16 protein-coding genes are annotated in these 15928 nt (G+C 44.4%); 8 read left to right on the top strand and 8 right to left on the bottom strand.

Features of this window, described 5'->3' with window-relative positions; genetic code table 11:
- Positions 1–704 precede the first annotated feature (704 nt).
- From HUJ19_RS10405 to HUJ19_RS10390, 4 genes are all read left to right on the top strand, one after another.
- Complete coding sequence (locus HUJ19_RS10405) at positions 705–1343, top strand: hypothetical protein (RefSeq protein WP_290624135.1); 639 nt, start codon at positions 705–707, stop codon at positions 1341–1343.
- 144 nt (positions 1344–1487) lie between these two features.
- Positions 1488–2054, top strand: coding sequence for a sigma-70 family RNA polymerase sigma factor (locus HUJ19_RS10400; protein WP_290624134.1), 567 nt, complete (start codon positions 1488–1490; stop codon positions 2052–2054).
- Positions 2047–2565: a hypothetical protein gene (locus tag HUJ19_RS10395; RefSeq protein WP_290624133.1), complete on the top strand. Its 519-nt coding sequence runs from the start codon at positions 2047–2049 to the stop codon at positions 2563–2565. The genes HUJ19_RS10400 and HUJ19_RS10395 overlap by 8 nt, the downstream gene beginning before the upstream one ends.
- A 13-nt stretch (positions 2566–2578) precedes the next feature.
- Positions 2579–3448: a PDZ domain-containing protein gene (locus HUJ19_RS10390; RefSeq protein ID WP_290624132.1), complete on the top strand. Its 870-nt coding sequence runs from the start codon at positions 2579–2581 to the stop codon at positions 3446–3448.
- A 33-nt stretch (positions 3449–3481) separates the two neighbouring features.
- Here the strand turns inward: HUJ19_RS10390 and hflD are convergent, their stop codons facing one another.
- Genes hflD through HUJ19_RS10370 form a run of 4 tightly spaced genes read right to left on the bottom strand, consistent with a single transcriptional unit; the run spans position 3482 to position 6368 of the window.
- Positions 3482–4096, bottom strand: coding sequence for a high frequency lysogenization protein HflD (gene hflD / locus HUJ19_RS10385; RefSeq protein WP_290624131.1), 615 nt, complete (start codon positions 4094–4096; stop codon positions 3482–3484).
- 1 nt (position 4097) lies between these two features.
- Positions 4098–5201: a tRNA 2-thiouridine(34) synthase MnmA gene (gene mnmA, locus HUJ19_RS10380; RefSeq protein WP_290624130.1), complete on the bottom strand. Its 1104-nt coding sequence runs from the start codon at positions 5199–5201 to the stop codon at positions 4098–4100.
- 7 nt (positions 5202–5208) lie between these two features.
- On the bottom strand, positions 5209–5712 hold the full coding sequence (locus tag HUJ19_RS10375; RefSeq protein WP_290624129.1) for an NUDIX hydrolase: 504 nt from the start codon (positions 5710–5712) through the stop codon (positions 5209–5211).
- 44 nt (positions 5713–5756) lie between these two features.
- The gene (locus HUJ19_RS10370) at positions 5757–6368 is read right to left on the bottom strand and encodes a pseudouridine synthase (protein ID WP_290624128.1); all 612 of its coding nucleotides are present in this window, start codon (positions 6366–6368) and stop codon (positions 5757–5759) included.
- 260 nt (positions 6369–6628) lie between these two features.
- On the opposite strand from HUJ19_RS10370, the gene HUJ19_RS10365 reads away from it, so the two are divergent.
- The gene (locus HUJ19_RS10365) at positions 6629–8851 is read left to right on the top strand and encodes an NADP-dependent isocitrate dehydrogenase (RefSeq protein WP_290624127.1); all 2223 of its coding nucleotides are present in this window, start codon (positions 6629–6631) and stop codon (positions 8849–8851) included.
- Between the two features lie 64 nt (positions 8852–8915).
- On the opposite strand, the gene HUJ19_RS10360 is transcribed toward HUJ19_RS10365, so the two are convergent.
- Together HUJ19_RS10360 and HUJ19_RS10355 are read right to left on the bottom strand one after the other, a co-directional pair.
- Positions 8916–10184, bottom strand: coding sequence for a Y-family DNA polymerase (locus HUJ19_RS10360; protein ID WP_290624125.1), 1269 nt, complete (start codon positions 10182–10184; stop codon positions 8916–8918).
- Positions 10184–10606, bottom strand: coding sequence for a translesion error-prone DNA polymerase V autoproteolytic subunit (locus HUJ19_RS10355; RefSeq protein ID WP_290624123.1), 423 nt, complete (start codon positions 10604–10606; stop codon positions 10184–10186). The genes HUJ19_RS10360 and HUJ19_RS10355 overlap by 1 nt, the downstream gene beginning before the upstream one ends.
- 219 nt (positions 10607–10825) lie before the next feature.
- Here HUJ19_RS10355 and HUJ19_RS10350 point away from each other — a divergent pair, with 219 nt between their 5' ends.
- Together HUJ19_RS10350 and ltaE are read left to right on the top strand one after the other, a co-directional pair.
- Positions 10826–11638, top strand: coding sequence for an MBL fold metallo-hydrolase (locus HUJ19_RS10350; protein ID WP_290624121.1), 813 nt, complete (start codon positions 10826–10828; stop codon positions 11636–11638).
- A 115-nt stretch (positions 11639–11753) separates the two neighbouring features.
- Positions 11754–12761, top strand: coding sequence for a low-specificity L-threonine aldolase (gene ltaE, locus HUJ19_RS10345; RefSeq protein ID WP_290624119.1), 1008 nt, complete (start codon positions 11754–11756; stop codon positions 12759–12761).
- 40 nt (positions 12762–12801) lie between these two features.
- Here ltaE and fabR read toward each other — a convergent pair whose 3' ends face one another.
- Positions 12802–13410 carry an HTH-type transcriptional repressor FabR gene (gene fabR, locus HUJ19_RS10340; protein ID WP_290624117.1) on the bottom strand — a complete coding sequence of 203 codons (609 nt, stop codon included), beginning with the start codon at positions 13408–13410 and terminating at the stop codon, positions 12802–12804.
- Between the two features lie 148 nt (positions 13411–13558).
- Here fabR and HUJ19_RS10335 point away from each other — a divergent pair, with 148 nt between their 5' ends.
- Positions 13559–14695, top strand: coding sequence for a fatty acid desaturase (locus tag HUJ19_RS10335; protein WP_290624115.1), 1137 nt, complete (start codon positions 13559–13561; stop codon positions 14693–14695).
- Positions 14696–14765: 70 nt separating this feature from the next.
- Here HUJ19_RS10335 and trxB read toward each other — a convergent pair whose 3' ends face one another.
- Positions 14766–15713 (bottom strand): thioredoxin-disulfide reductase, encoded by a 948-nt coding sequence (gene trxB, locus HUJ19_RS10330; protein WP_290624113.1) that lies wholly within the window; start codon positions 15711–15713, stop codon positions 14766–14768.
- Positions 15714–15928 lie beyond the last annotated feature (215 nt).

Here is a 15928-nt window from a genome sequence, read left to right as displayed (position 1 = left end):
GTAGCTGATGAGAACTACAGCATTGAAGATAATCGCTCATCCTTAAGCTTGCTCCCTGACCAGAAACTGCTCCTTGCTTTTCTGGTACTTCCACCATCCTTGGTGGTCGTAGGCGACCGACAGCCTTGCTTTACAAGGCGGGAGGGAATACCTTTAGGTATCATCGCCATACCCCTAGGGCACGCGAGCGCTTAATCAAAACCCCGTCCGAAAGGTCGGGGTTTTTTATTGCCTGCAAGAAAGTGAGTATACGGAAGTTCATCCTGTCGACCAGAAACTGCTCCCTGCGTTTCTGGCACTTCCACCATCCCTGGTGGTCGTGTGACAAATTTGCTTGGAGCAAATTGATGGATTACTTCCCTGTAATCCACTTGCTTACGCAAGCCTGCTAAAGCAGTTTTAGTTTGTTCCAACAAACTAATGAACGCCCGAAGGGCGGCCTCGAAGAGGCGAGTATCAAGGATGATACGAGTAGAGTAGGCAACCGAAGGGAGTACCTTTAGGTATCATCGCCATACCCCCTGGGGCACGCGAGCGCTTATAATGAAATAGCCCTAGCAGCAATGCTAGGGCTATTTTTATTGCCTAAAATTAAGTGAAACATTGTGCTTATTTACCAACTAGGAACAATTATTTTTGTTTTTAGATTTAATATCCCTTTTTGCTGGTTGCTTCTATTCTCGTCTATCACAACTTGAATTGTGATGGACTTCACATTAATATTTGCTTGGGGAGTCATTAAGTTGGGGATACAAAAAATGTTTAAATGTGTGCTAATTCTAGTTTCTGCTTTATTAATTACTGGTTGTGGGGATCTATTCCTTCGTTCTCTTGATGAATTTAATGCCGGAATGGGGGGGCAAAGAACTTGTCGATACGAGGCGGATTACCAAACGATTTATGGTGACGGCTACACTTATGAGTTTGGTGGCTATTGTAATCAATGGTTGGGAACTCTAACGAATAACTCTGAATACACGATAAAGTGTTCTCATACTTTAGACGGTAGGCCTGTTAACAGTGTGTATGCGGGGCCGAGACAAACGGTTGATGAGAAATTTATTGCCCAGATGGGTAATGGTTATTTACAGGCGACCTGCAAATATTGGGATAGGGCTGAAAAGCTACAAAACAGGTACAGTGAAACTCGTTATTCGGTTTACAGTTTGCTATCAAGCGGAAACTGGAAAGTTCGAATTGAAAACAATGCCAGCTTCACAAGGAAATGCAGGCTGTTGGATAGTAGGAAAAGAGTTATCAGTGAACAAACTATCGGAAGTGGTCAATCTACTAGTTGGTGGGATGAGCCTGAAGGTACTTTCTATACTCAATGTGTTAGTTAATAGAGGCCACTTGTGTGGCCTTTTTCTTATCTGCAAAAAAATTATTCCTTGCTGCCTATATATTCATGCCATACTAAAGCATTCTCTGTCACTTTTAAGCCTGTTATACCGTCTAAGTACTATCTTAATGAAGGATTACATTTTGTGTCATTCGCATCACCTTGCTCAAAACAGGTCATAAAAAAAGCCGCAGCGGGCGATAAGTTTGCTTATAGTCAGATTTATACTACTTATAAGCAAGCTGTTTTCAGCTTGGCTTATCGAATGTTGCAAAATCGGGATAGTGCATCAGATATATTACAGCAGGTATTTTTAAAAGTGATGACTCGTCTTGATGACGTTAAAGACCATTCCAAGTTTGGCTCCTGGCTGAAGCGTATTACCTACAATTGTGTAATTGATTATATTAGAGCCAACAGTCGTGAAGCACTTGGCTCTGAAGATGATCACTTTGCTGATGATACCTTTGCGGGAGATAAAGACTCACTTTATGAATATGATCTGGATGCACTTTTACAAAAGCTTAACGAACGAGAGCGTACAGTTTTGATCCTATCAGCCATTGAAGAGTACACCCACCAGGAAATTGCCTCGCAACTTGATATCAGTGAGAGTAACTCCAAACAAATTTATAGTAGAGCATTAAAGAAGCTATCGCAGTTAGCTGAATTAGAACGTTACAGTGGTAACAAGGTAAGTCCATATGAATGAGCACTCAATTGACAAACAATTCCAGCATAAGTGGCATAGTGCAGAGCCGCTGTCTATTCCTTCTGAGACTGATAAAAAGGTAGAGCAAACCTTGCTTGATGCTTTTAGTGATTACCAGGTTAATGCTGCTAAGGTAAACCAAAGAAAAGTTTACCCGTGGCTCTCAGCAATAGCTGCCAGTTTGCTCATTGTCTTTTTGTCATGGAAGTTTTTACCCAATAATGAAATTTCTCATTCCGAGAAACTGTTGGTATCAGCGATTGAGCAATCCAAGCAGTTAGATGCAAAATTTGAGCAATTAAAAACCAAATCTATTAGTGAATATGTTTATATACAAAAATTTCGCTTAGAAATGGAACTTTCATCAATAAATACCAAATTAGCCGAAGCCTACAGTCAGCGGGATAGTGAGCAACAAAAGTTGCAGCTTTGGCATCAACGAAATCAAACTCTATCACAGCTAACTGTTCTTATGGCCAGTGCTGATAACCTTAATGCAACGCAGATATAGGAGATTCGCAATCATGTCAAAATCGACACTAGTGGCGTTCTTTGTTAGCACTCTGCTTGGCTTTTCTGCCCAGGCTAACGAACTACAGTCTGCTGAAGCACAAGTTTTAGTTGAAAGTCTAAAACGTGAAATTGGTAATACTTTAGCGGAAATACACAGACTGGAACAAAAACAGGCTGGAGAGTCTGTACCGTTGACCATTACATTGAGCCAACCTGAATATAGCTTTGTAGAAATGGGGTTAGTTATGGACCCGGAATCAAAAACTGTTTTGTCTGTTAGCCCCAATTCTAATGCGGATGCGCTAGGCTTGAGAGTAGGGGACAGAATTCAATCAATGCGCGTGGATGGCAAAGTTATCAATGACTTTCCTAATAATGTGACTCTTAACTCCGGAAGCGTTATTCAGGCTGATGTTCAAAGAGGCGGTAACGAAGATAGCCTATTATTAGAAACTGTGGCGAAAAGTAAAACTATCCCAGCCTGGAGTTTGCAGGTTTCTTCCTCCGAACCCAGTCAATCAGCAACTGAATTAAGTGGTTGTGGATATGTGTCTGTATTCTTCACCCCTCCTGGGACTAAATATCAGTATCCGGCAAAGGTATTTGAGGTTGATGGTGAGAGTGGTTTTCATCTAAGAGAAACCATTAAATTGCCAGCAGGGCAGCACACCTTGAAGGTACACGAATATATTCCTGAGCAGATGTTACCTCGAAGAAAGTCAGGTATTGAGAAAGCAAAATCATTGGACTTACTGATAGAGCCAAATAAAACTTACCATATCGCTGCACAGTTTGAGCCAGAAAAAAGACTGCAACTGGTCAACGAGTCTTATTGGGAGCCGGTGGTCTGGAAAGTTTCAGAGTCCAAGTGTCGACCCTAAAGTGGAATATATTAGTTAGTTAAAAAAGCCTACTTATGCTAAGTAGGCTTTCGCTGTTTCTAGGATTTTGTTTTTACTAAAAAGAAACTGGCGTTTTTTCCCACCAACTTGCTCCCAGAGCACTGCGCTGCGAATCGCTGCCAATAATAGGGCACGTATTTTTGCCTGGTTGGCTGCTTGTTCAAGGTAGCGACCATTGCCTGTGACCTGGATTTTTGCGGAGTAGGTAGAGATCGTATCCTTGTAGATATTCGCTAACTGTTCAATCAAATCATGGTTTATCCCTTCATGATATTCATGCAGACGGTTAGCCTGTTTGACTCTTGATGCCATGACTTCCTTCATTTTAGTGTCCGACAAAAAGCGCTTGGCCAGATTCAACACACCCACTAAATACCGGCCAAAATCTGCGTCAGTTTTACTGCCTGACAATTGCTCTACCAGTACTTTAAACCCCGTATGTAAGTACTTATGATTTTTATAAATATCCTCAGCTTTTTCAGCTTCAGTTTTTAAAACACTTTCAAGCATGATCTCTACATCAGTCGGATCTGCTTCGCCTGTTCTGGCAATAGTGCGCACACATTCTAATGCCTGACAAATTCCTGCCAGAGCTAAAACAATATTCGGATAGTTGGTTTGGTTCATATTATCGTCTTATTTCTTTGATTATCCCACCGCCCAGGCAGACGTCATCCTGATAGAAGACTACTGATTGTCCTGGGGTTACAGCCCTTTGTTTGTCGTCAAATTCTACCAGCCAGTTAGAGTCATTCAAGCGCTTCACTGTACAGGCAACATCATCCTGGCGGTAGCGAGTTTTTGCTGTACATCTGAAATTATCGGACGGAGCTTCACCAGCAACCCAGTCCAGTTTGTCAGCGACCAGACTGTGACTCATTAATAATGGATGTTCATGTCCCTGTCCAACAATTAATACGTTGCGCTCAAGATCTTTGTCCAGAGTAAACCAGGGTTCTTCTGATGCATCCTGTCTACCACCGATACCTAAGCCTTTTCTTTGGCCAAGTGTGTGATACATGAGTCCATTGTGCTTGCCAATGACTTCTCCTTCCGGGGTTTCGATATTACCGGGTTGAGCTGGCAGATACTGCTGTAAAAAGTCAGTGAATTTCCGTTCACCGATGAAGCAGATTCCGGTACTGTCTTTTTTCTTAGCGGTGACCAACCCTTGTTCTTCTGCAATTTTTCTAACTTCGGGCTTTTCTATTTCGCCAACCGGAAATAATGTTTTAGCAATCTTGTCATGGCTAACTGCATACAGAAAGTAAGACTGATCTTTGTTGCGATCAAGTCCTCTTAATAATGTCGCTTTGCTATCAGCTTCACCGCGACGAACATAATGCCCAGTTGCGATATAATCAGCACCCAGCAACTGCGCGTAATCCAGAAATGCTTTAAATTTAATTTCTTTATTACACATGATATCGGGATTGGGAGTACGCCCAGCTTTGTATTCCTCAAGGAAGTATTCGAAAACCCGATCCCAATATTCTGCGGCAAAGTTGACCGTTCGTAACTTGATGCCAAGTTTGTCGCACACCGCCTGGGCATCGGCTAAATCCTCAGCTGCTGAGCAATATTCATCGGTATCATCTTCCTCCCAGTTTTTCATAAACAGACCTTCTACTTGATAGCCCTGTTCTTTGAGGAGGTAAGCGGAAACGGAAGAGTCAACACCGCCGGACATGCCAACGATAACGTGAGTATTTTCGGGTACTTTTTCAGTCATTCTAAAGTTACTTGGTTACTATCTGTTTTAAAAAGTTGATGCCTTCTCTTTGTAGTGACAATTCATCCTGACTGCATAAGAGTGAGTCAAGCGCATAGCGTTGACCTTTTAAATAATCCTTTAGGCATTGCACTATCAGTCCAGTTCTGTGCTGCGGCACTATGTCTAAAATTTCATCTATTGTCATCCAGTGGGCGGCGATGATATCACTATCCTCTGGGGACAACTGAAAAGGTTGCTCAAAAGTGCCGGTAAAGCAGAAGCGTTGATAGTATTGGTTATTCGACGCAGGATTCAGGGTATAGGTGCCCACCAGCTCCGTTGGCCTGAATATTAAGCCAGTTTCTTCTTTAACTTCTCGAATAACCGCTTCAACCAGGGTCTCATCCGACTCCAGGTGTCCTGCAGGCTGGTTAAAGACAATCTCACCCTGAGAAGTGCGCTCTTCGACCATCAGAAAGCGGTTGTTATGTTCGATTACTGCTGCAACGGTGACATGTACGGGTAGCATGCAAGCCTATTAAATACAGGATTGAAATGAGTGCGTATTTTAGCTTATTTATGGCGTGGGCTAAACCTTTTTGATTGGGGGCGCTTGCTCGCGCGACTGGATCTGGGTTCAGCTGTCGCTACTTCCTGAACTGAGTAGTGACCAACTTCCAGCTCACCCAGCTTCCAGGGGCCAATCTGGGTTCGAATCAGGCGCAAAGTTGGATAACCGATTGCCGCTGTCATTCGGCGCACTTGTCGGTTCTTGCCTTCACTGATGATGATCTCCAGCCATGACGTCGGAATGTTTTTACGCTCTCGGATGGGTGGGTTTCTTGGCCAGACATCAGGCGTCTCCAGTAACCGCACTTTTGCTGGTCTGGCTCGGTAGTTTTGTATTTGCACTCCCTGTCTTAATGGTTCAAGGTCACCATCTTCCGGGTCACCCTCAACCTGTACCCAGTAGGTTTTCTCCATTTTGTGTTTAGGGCTGGCAATCTGGTTCTGTAGCTGTCCATCGTCGGTCAGTAGCATTAAGCCCTCGGAATCCTTATCGAGCCTGCCAGCGGGGTAGACATTGGGAATATCCACATAGTTGGCCAGTGTATCGTCGCCTGTTTCACCGGTGAATTGGCACAGCGTATTGAACGGTTTGTTGAAAAGTACCAGTTTGCTCATAATGTGAGTTTGGGTTGATTGAATTTTGTGCAGAGTGTTGGGGCTGCTAATAAGTTGCACTTGAGTCTCAAGCGATTGTAACCATTCTATTGACCAATATCAGTAATTGAATGTTAAGTTTGCCCACACTACATGCAGGCAATGAAATTTTCGCGTATAATTTGCGCCACCAACAGTTAGGGTGTTCAATTTTTAACACTCAGGACTTCCATTCATCACGTGCTAGCTCTTGAACCGCAGCACATAAATTAGGATGCATCATGACAAGTTCAAAGATCATTTATACAAAAACTGATGAGGCCCCAGCATTAGCAACTTACTCATTGCTACCGATTGTTGAGGCATTTGCGAAAGCCGCTGGTATCGAAGTAGAAACCAGTGACATTTCCCTGGCGGGGCGTGTGATAGCCAGTTTCCCTGAATATCTTAAAGAAGAACAGCGCATTCCTGATGCCTTAGCTCAATTAGGCGAGCTAGTGAAAAAGCCCGAAGCAAATATCATTAAGCTTCCTAATATCAGTGCGTCAATTCCTCAGTTGAAAGCCACCATTAAAGAATTACAAGAGAAGGGTTACGCACTTCCAGATTATCCGGACAACCCATCGAATGATGAAGAAAAAGATATCCGCAACCGTTATGACAAAATTAAGGGTAGTGCGGTAAACCCAGTATTGCGCGAGGGTAATTCTGACCGTCGCGCGCCAAACGCGGTTAAAAATTACGCAAAAAAGAACCCTCACTCAATGGGTGAATGGTCTAAAGAATCTAAATCACACGTTGCCAGTATGCAGTCTGGTGACTTCTTCTCGAATGAAAAGTCAGTAACGGTTGATTCTGAAAACGACGTGAAAATTGAGTTCGTTGGTAATGATGGCTCAGTACAGGTATTGAAAGAGTCCACCCCTCTATTGGCTGGCGAAGTGATTGATGCCACCGTCTTGAATAAAAATGCTCTAGTTAAGTTTCTCGAAGAGCAGGTTGAAGATGCCAAGAAGCAAGATGTGTTGTTCTCATTGCACATGAAAGCGACAATGATGAAGGTTTCTGATCCGATTATTTTTGGCCATGGTGTTAAGGTCTTCTTCAAAGACGTGTTTGAAAAACATGCTGATGCATTGGCCGAGGTTGGCGCTAACCCTAATAATGGTTTTGGCAACGTGCTATCTGCAATTGAATCGCTACCTGCTGAAAAGCGTGATGAAATTAAAGCCGATATCGAAGCGGTTTATGCTAAAAATCCTGAGTTGGCAATGGTTAACTCTGATAAAGGTATCACTAATTTACATGTTCCAAGTGATGTGATCATTGACGCTTCAATGCCGGCAATGATTCGTAACTCAGGCCAAATGTGGGGGCCTGACGGTAAACCTAAAGACACTAAGGCCGTTATTCCAGATAGCAGCTATTCAGGTGTTTACAGCGCCACTATTGATTTCTGTAAAGAACATGGTGCTTTTGACCCGCGCACCATGGGTACTGTGCCAAACGTTGGTTTGATGGCGCAAAAAGCTGAAGAGTACGGTTCACACGATAAAACTTTCGAAATGACAGGCAATGGCCATGTCCGTGTTACCGATAAAGATGGTAACGTGATCCTTGAGCACGCAGTAGAGGAGGGGGATATCTGGCGTATGTGTCAGGTTAAAGATGCTCCTATTCGCGACTGGGTTAAGTTGGCCGTTACTCGTTCGCGCTTAAGCGGTATGCCTGCTGTGTTCTGGTTAGATAAAAACCGTGCCCATGATGCTCAGTTGATCAAGAAGGTTGAAACTTACCTGAAAGATCATGACACCAGCGGTCTTGAAATTCATATCATGTCACCGGTTGAAGCAACTAAGTTTACGCTTCAGCGAATGAAAGACGGTAAAGACACGATTTCTGTTACTGGTAACGTATTGCGTGACTACCTGACTGACCTGTTCCCAATTCTTGAGCTAGGTACCAGTGCCAAAATGCTTTCAATTGTTCCATTAATGAATGGCGGTGGTTTGTTCGAAACCGGTGCTGGTGGTTCTGCTCCTAAGCATGTTCAGCAGTTTATGGAAGAAAACCACTTACGTTGGGATTCGTTGGGTGAGTTCCTGGCTTTGGCAGTTTCTTTTGAACATATGGCTCAAACTACCAACAACAAGAAAGCTCAGGTACTGGCCGATACTCTTGACCGTGCTACTGGCAAGTTCCTTGATAATGGGAAGTCGCCATCGCGTAAGGTAAAAGAGCTTGATAACCGCGGCAGCCACTTCTATCTGGCAATGTACTGGGCCCAAGAGCTGGCTGCTCAAGATGGTGATGCTGAATTAAAAGAGCGTTTCAGTAAATTAGCTGAAGCTTTGACCAACAACGAAGCTAAAATCGTAAATGAGCTTAATGAGGTTCAAGGTCAGCCAATGGATATTGGTGGTTATTATAAGCCTGATGATAATCTTGGTTTTAAAGCTATGCGCCCAAGCGCAACTTTGAACACTGCTTTAGAGCTGATTTAATTATCTCACCTCAAGTAAACGAAAGGCGCCAATCGGCGCCTTTTTTATGACTGCAATAAGTAGGTTAACTGACTTTTAATATATCCTGCCAGCGTGAGGTGTAGTGGGGGGAACAGGAATTGGCGCGCATGGCCCAGTTCTTAGCAAAGCCCAGACTGCCGAACTTAACCGTATCCTGTCCATAGCGTCGATTAATCTTGTCGAGGCTTTGCATTAGCTCTGGTCGTTGCGGTACGGCTTCAAAAATATCGGGTTGGTAGCCATGGCTATCGACAATGCCATTAAGCATAACTCCAGCTTTTTTATAAGACTCACCTGTTTTCACAATATGTCTTAATCCTTGCTCAACGGCTTGCAGAAAAATGCTGGTATCGTCTGTTGGCTCAGGCAGCTGAAGAGTGACGCTTGGTCGATTGTGGTAAACCTGTTCTTTGCGTTGCCCGTAAAGAAATACGGTGATGGATGAAGCCAGTGACGATTGGTTGCGTAGTTTTTCGCAGCAACGGCTGGTGTGGTGTGCTATAGCTTCTTTCAAATCAGAATAGGTGTTGAGTGGTTTGCCAAAAGAACGTGAATTCAAAATCGACTTTTTAGGTTCGGGTAGCTCGGAAAATTTCAGACAGGGCTGACCGCGTAATTCTAAAATGGTGCGTTCCATATTAACTGAAAACAGTCGCTGTAATGTTTTATAGTCAGCATTATGCAAGTCCCAGGCGGTGTGGATTCCCTGCAAGATTAGCTTTTTCGATAACTGCCTGCCAATGCCCCAAATTTTAGGAACGGCAATTTGTTTTAATGCCCATTCTCGAACTTTGGGAATGGACAAGTCTACGACGCCGTGCGTTGTGGTTTTATGTTTCTTGGCAAAATGGTTAGCGACCTTGGCCAGTGTTTTGGTCGGGCCCAGGCCAATACATACTGGCAATGATAAGCAGCGCCACAGTTCCGAGCGTATGACTTGTGCCCGCTGTGTTAATTCATCATCAAAACCCTCAAAGCGCATGAATGACTCATCAACCGAATAGGAAGCAACCTGATCACAATGTTGTTCCAGTAACCAGTTGAAGCGTTTGGAGATATCGCCGTATAGGCCGTAGTTGGAAGAAAAGCAGGTGACTTTGTGTTTCTGAATAATGGAGCGTGCTTCGTGGTAGGGTGATGCCATGGGAATGCCGAGTGCTTTGGCTTCATCGGACAAAGCTATGATACAGCCATCATTATTACTAAGAACAATAACTGGTTTGCCATAGAGGTCAGGCCGGAACATGCGCTCGCAGGATACATAGAAGCTGTTAACGTCGCATAACGCGTAAGTCGCCTGAGGTTTATCCATTAGCGCAAGCTCCTCGCCAAGCCTGTGACCACGCCCCAGATCACCAGCTCACTTTCGCCAGTGATGGGAATGTCTTTATAAGCTGGGTTTTCAGCTTGCAGACGCAAAGGTCCGCTGGTCCGCAGTCGTTTTACTGTAAATTCATTATCCAGCATGGCCACGACCACATCTTTATCCTTGGCAGTCAAAGAGCGATCAACAATCAATACGTCATTTTGAAAAATTCCAGCTCCTATCATGGAGTCTCCTTCAACCTTGGCAAAAAAGGTCGTTGCTGGGTTTTGAATCAATAACTGATCAAGGCTGAGTGTATCTTCCATGTGCTCATCAACAACCCCCGGGAAGCCAGCAGAAATCTTGCCGGAATATAAAGGAATGTCTGAATACTGACCACTGGGTTTAAGAATGGAAACTTTGCTCATAGTGACTCGCAAGGTTGATAATGATCATGCTGAAAATACTTCATTTAACTGGGTTAGATTAGCATATCTGGCCAAGTGTCGTCAGCCGCTAATCGCCGTGCAAAATTCATACAAAAGATTGCCTTAGTTATCATGAGCTTGATCTGGATCAAGCCGCAAAAACCTCCCTCGATTATATTGAACCCACTTAAAAAATCGGGCAGCAACAGGGTTGATATCATGTTCAAGAGTAAGGCAATTGAGTTATATAACGACGGGCATCATAAATGTTATGCCTTCAATAATCTGGTCACTGGTGAAGCAGTACAGGCCAATCAGTTCCTGATCATTGATGGCGATAAAACTGCCTTGCTCGATCCCGGTGGCGACCTGACTTATGCCAAGTTAAAGCTTGAAATTGAAAAGCTGTCGCCAACTCATCAATTAAACTACATAATCGCGTCACATCAAGACCCAGATATTATTGCCTCGATTGGCCGCTGGATGATGCAAACGCCAGCAAAAGTCATCTGCTCCAGATTGTGGGAACGATTTTTACCACACTTTGCCTCATCATTTTATAATCAGGTTAATGAAACGGAGCTTTCAAAACGGATCATTGGCCTGGAAGACGAGGGTGGAGCGATACGCTTAGGCGATAATTTGTTATACGCGGTCCCTGCCCACTTTCTGCACTCAGTCGGTAATTTTCAGGTCTATGACCCCGTTAGCAAGATTTTATTCTCCGGTGACATGGGCGCTTCTATTGTTGATGATGATGACTTCAGTGGCGTTCAAGATTTTGCAGAGCACACAAAATACATGAAAGGTTTTCACCAGCGTTATATGGTTGCCAATAAAGCCTGTCGCCTGTGGGCTAATATGGTTGCAGATTTAGACGTAGACATGATTGTGCCGCAGCACGGTTCGCCCTTTAAAGGAGAACTCAGCGTACGCCAGTTTTTAGACTGGATTTCAAAGCTGGAATGTGGCTTGGATCTATTTACTCAAAGAGATTACAGCGTTCGTATGGATAAACAGGAGGTAGCTTAACGGCTAGCTTTGGGATTTGAACTTGAGAGTGATTGGCGCCTGCGGGCGCCTTTTTTGTTGCTTGGAAAAACTATTTATCTACAATGAATGAATCTTAACTAAACATAATATTCCCATGATTGATTTACGAAGTGATACGGTGACTGTGCCGTCTGAGGAGATGCGTCGTGCTATGTCGACGGCGGCGGTGGGTGATGATGTGTTTCATGATGATCCGACGGTGAACCGTTTGGAAGCTATGATGGCGGAGATGGCGGGTAAGGAAGCGGCTTTGTTTGTACCGTCAGGAACCATGTCGAATCTGGTGGCGCTAATGGCGCATTGCCAGCGCGGGGAGGAGTATATCGTTGGCCAAGGATATCATACCTATCTGTATGAAGCGGGTGGGGCGCCTGTTTTAGGCAGCGTGGTGCCGCAACCAATTGCTGTTGAGCCTGATGGTACTTTGGATTTTGCCAAGATTGCGGCGGTGATTAAAAAGGATGATTATCATTTTGCGCGTAGTAAGTTACTGTGCCTGGAAAATACGCATAATGGCAAGGTCATTAGCCTTGAATATATGAAGTCTGCCTATGAGTTTGCCAAATCGAAAAACTTGTCGGTGCATCTTGATGGAGCGCGTGCTTTTAATGCCATTACTGAGCTGGGGTGCGAGCTGAGCGAGCTGACACAATATGCAGACTCAGTTTCAATTTGTTTATCCAAAGGGCTGGGCGCGCCAGTTGGTTCAGTTTTATGTGGCAGTAAAGAGCTTATTAAATGGGCAAGACGCTGGCGTAAGATGGTAGGCGGCGGCATGCGGCAGGCTGGTATTCTGGCGGCAGCTGGCATTTATGCCTTAGAGAATAACGTTAAGCGCTTAGCCGAAGATCATCGCCATGCCAAGCAGTTAGCACAACGGTTACAGGACATTGATAAGCTTTCGATCAATCAGGATTTGGTACAAACCAATATGCTGTTTGTAAAAACGACAATGGATACCGCTGAGGCCTTAGCCAAATTCTTAAATGGCAAAGGCATTACCATCATTCCAGCAGAAACCATGCGCTGGGTCATGCATTTAAATATCAGTGATGCGGATGTGGATTATATCGAAGAGCAGGTGAAAGCGTTTTTTGCTTAATCAGTCATTGAGTTACAACAAAGCCTGGCGGAGAAATCTGTCAGGCTTTTTCTTTGGCTGCTGCTGCGCCAAACGTGATAAAGCGCAGTTGTAGAATTGTTCTTTCCTTGAGCTTTTCTCGCTCAATGGGGTTTAAGTCCAGAGCTTCCGCACCGGCATTGAACACCAGGGTTACCAGGCCTTCAGCAAGGGTATAAGCGTATTCGTGCGAGTAATCTGACTCTGCCATTAAATATTCGGTCAGCTCATCTTTGAAGTGATTAATCTCGCGAGCTACCGCTTCACGAAATTTCACCGAGGTTCCGCTGCGTTCTCGTAGCAACAGGCGGAATATATTCGGGTTTCGTTCAACGAACTCCATAAAGGTTTCTACCGAGGTATTGATGACGCTGCCATTCTTCTCAATACGCTGACGGGCTTTGCGCATCAACTCGCGCAAGGTCAGGCCCGATTCATCAACCAAAGTCAGACCAAGTTCTTCCATGTCATTGAAATGTCGATAGAAAGAAGTGGGAGCAATGCCTGCTTCACGGGCCACTTCGCGTAAGCTCATGCTGGCAAAGCTGTGTTCGGCGGATAAATGCATTAAAGCCGCATCAATAATGGCCTGACGGGTCTTTTCTTTCTGTAAAGCACGCGCTCCGGCCATGCTGTTCTCCTCTGTAGTTTCTGCCAGTATAGAAAACAATGGCTTAAGAGTACAGGTGTACGCTGGATTGCAATTGTCATATTCGATGGTTATACTAGCCAAAGATTTAGCGTACAAGTGTACGCTAATTTTAAGTTAGAGGCACTTCATGACAGATTCCACCCAAAAACACGCACAGCCCATCTGGGCAAACATCATCTTTTTCGGATTAAGCTTTTTAGCTGCTATTACTTTGGTTCCCTGGTATGGCATTCAATATGGCTTCCATTTCTCAAGCTGGGCTTGGGGAATAGGGCTATGGCTATTTTCCAGCACCTCGATTTCAATGGGCTACCACCGTTTGTGGTCGCACAGAGCTTATGAAGCGCATCCAGTTTTGCGTGTCATCCTGGCGATTGGCGGTTGTTTAGCATTGCAGAACAGCGCCTTGCACTGGTCTTCCGATCACCGTATTCACCATAAACACGTTGATCATGACGAAAAAGATCCTTATTCAGCAAGCCTAGGCTTCTGGCATTCACATATCGGCTGGCTCCTGATGCGTCGTGATAATGGCCGTTACAACGAGCAGTATGATCGCTGCAAAGACCTGCAACGTGATCCAATTGTCATGCTCCAGCATAAATATTACTGGCCGCTGAGTATCGGTTTAAACATTCTGGTACCTGCTGTGTTAGGCATGGCTTATGGCATATTCTGGGAAATGATGTTGGTAGCGGGCGTTTTACGTCTGGTTTGGTCGCACCATTTAACCTTCTTCATTAACTCACTGGCTCACATGTGGGGTTCGCGTCCATATACTGAAGAAAACTCAGCGCGGGATAATATTGTTTTAGCAGTGTTGACAGGTGGTGAAGGTTACCACAATTATCACCATAAGTTTCAGTATGATTATCGAAATGGTATTCGCTGGTGGCACTTTGACCCATCAAAATGGTGGATTAAAGCACTAAGCTGGGTGGGTATTACTTCTAACCTGAAGAAAGTGCCGGTCGAGAAGATCGAAAAAGCTAAAGCGGAAACTCTATTGTTAAAAGCAAAAGACCGTGTTGCTCATTTGCCTAACGCAGAAGAAGTGATGCAGATGCTACATGATGAATATGAAAAGCTGGTACAGCATTTGGCGGAAGTGTATGAAGCACAGAAGCAGTGGCTGGAAGCGAAGAAGTGTAAGCTTAAGGAAAGCTATGAGCATTCAGCTCTGATGGAGAATTATCAGCAGCTTCGTAAGCGTTTTGAGCAGCAGAAAGCTTCCTGGATGACTTTAGCGAAACAGTACGCTTAATAGAAAGTACTACTACTAATAAGAAAGGCCGCATTTGCGGCCTTTTTTATTTTGCTGATTAACTCAACTATTACTGATCAAGATACTTTTCAGCATCCAGTGCAGCCATACAGCCGGTACCGGCAGAAGTAATCGCCTGACGATAAACATGGTCAGACACATCACCAGCAGCGAATACGCCTTCAACTGAAGTTGCAGTAGCATTACCCGCCAAGCCACTTTTAACGATGATATAGCCGTCCTTCATTTCCAACTGACCTGCAAAGATGTCAGTGTTTGGCTTATGGCCGATTGCAATGAAGACACCTTGCAACTCAAGCTCTTCAATAGAGTCATCCTGAGTGCTCTTGATTCGAATACCCGTAACGCCCATGTCATCACCGACCACTTCTTCAAGGGTGCGGTTCCAATGAAGCACGACATTGCCATTCTTTGCTTTTTCGAACAGTTTATCCTGTAGAATCTTCTCCGAGCGCAACTCTTCGCGACGGTGAATTAAATGTACTTCGCTGGCGATATTGGAAAGGTACAGCGCTTCTTCAACAGCTGTGTTACCACCGCCGACGACCGCAACTTTTTGCTGGCGGTAGAAAAATCCATCACAGGTCGCACAGGCTGAAACACCTTTGCCCATGAAGGCTTCTTCGGATGGAAGACCAAGATACTTAGCAGAAGCACCGGTACAGATAATCAAAGCATCACAAGTGTAAGTACCGCTATCACCGGTTAGCGTGAAAGGGCGGTTTTTCAGATCAACGGTGTGGATATGATCGAAAATCATTTCTGTGCCAAAGCGTTCGGCATGTTTTTGCATGCGGATCATCAGATCAGGACCCTGTACGCCTTCATGGTCGCCTGGCCAGTTATCGACGTCAGTAGTGGTGGTTAATTGGCCGCCTTGCTGCAATCCGGTAATAATGGCAGGTTCTAAATTGGCGCGGGCAGCGTATACAGCAGCGCTATATCCGGCAGGGCCAGAACCTAAAATCAAACACTTAATATGGCGAGTTTCGCTCATCAGGTTTCTCCACTAAATTCTTGTCTATTAATGATTTTTAAGGGCAAATTGTAGGGACTTAAAGGGTAAAAATAAACCTTTATTCGATAATCTTAATCTATTGTTTTAATAGTGGCAGGACAACCCATAAGGAAGGAGTCTCCTGAACGTTTAATGCAAATATGCATTGATATTGATTCAAATTAGCATTAACCTAGTTTACAGGCTTATGCATT

Source organism: Kangiella sp. (assembly GCF_014762745.1).
Taxonomy (GTDB): domain Bacteria; phylum Pseudomonadota; class Gammaproteobacteria; order Enterobacterales; family Kangiellaceae; genus Kangiella.
The sequence above is the reverse complement of the archived record's forward strand: the minus strand, read 5'-3'. Positions and strand labels throughout refer to the sequence as shown.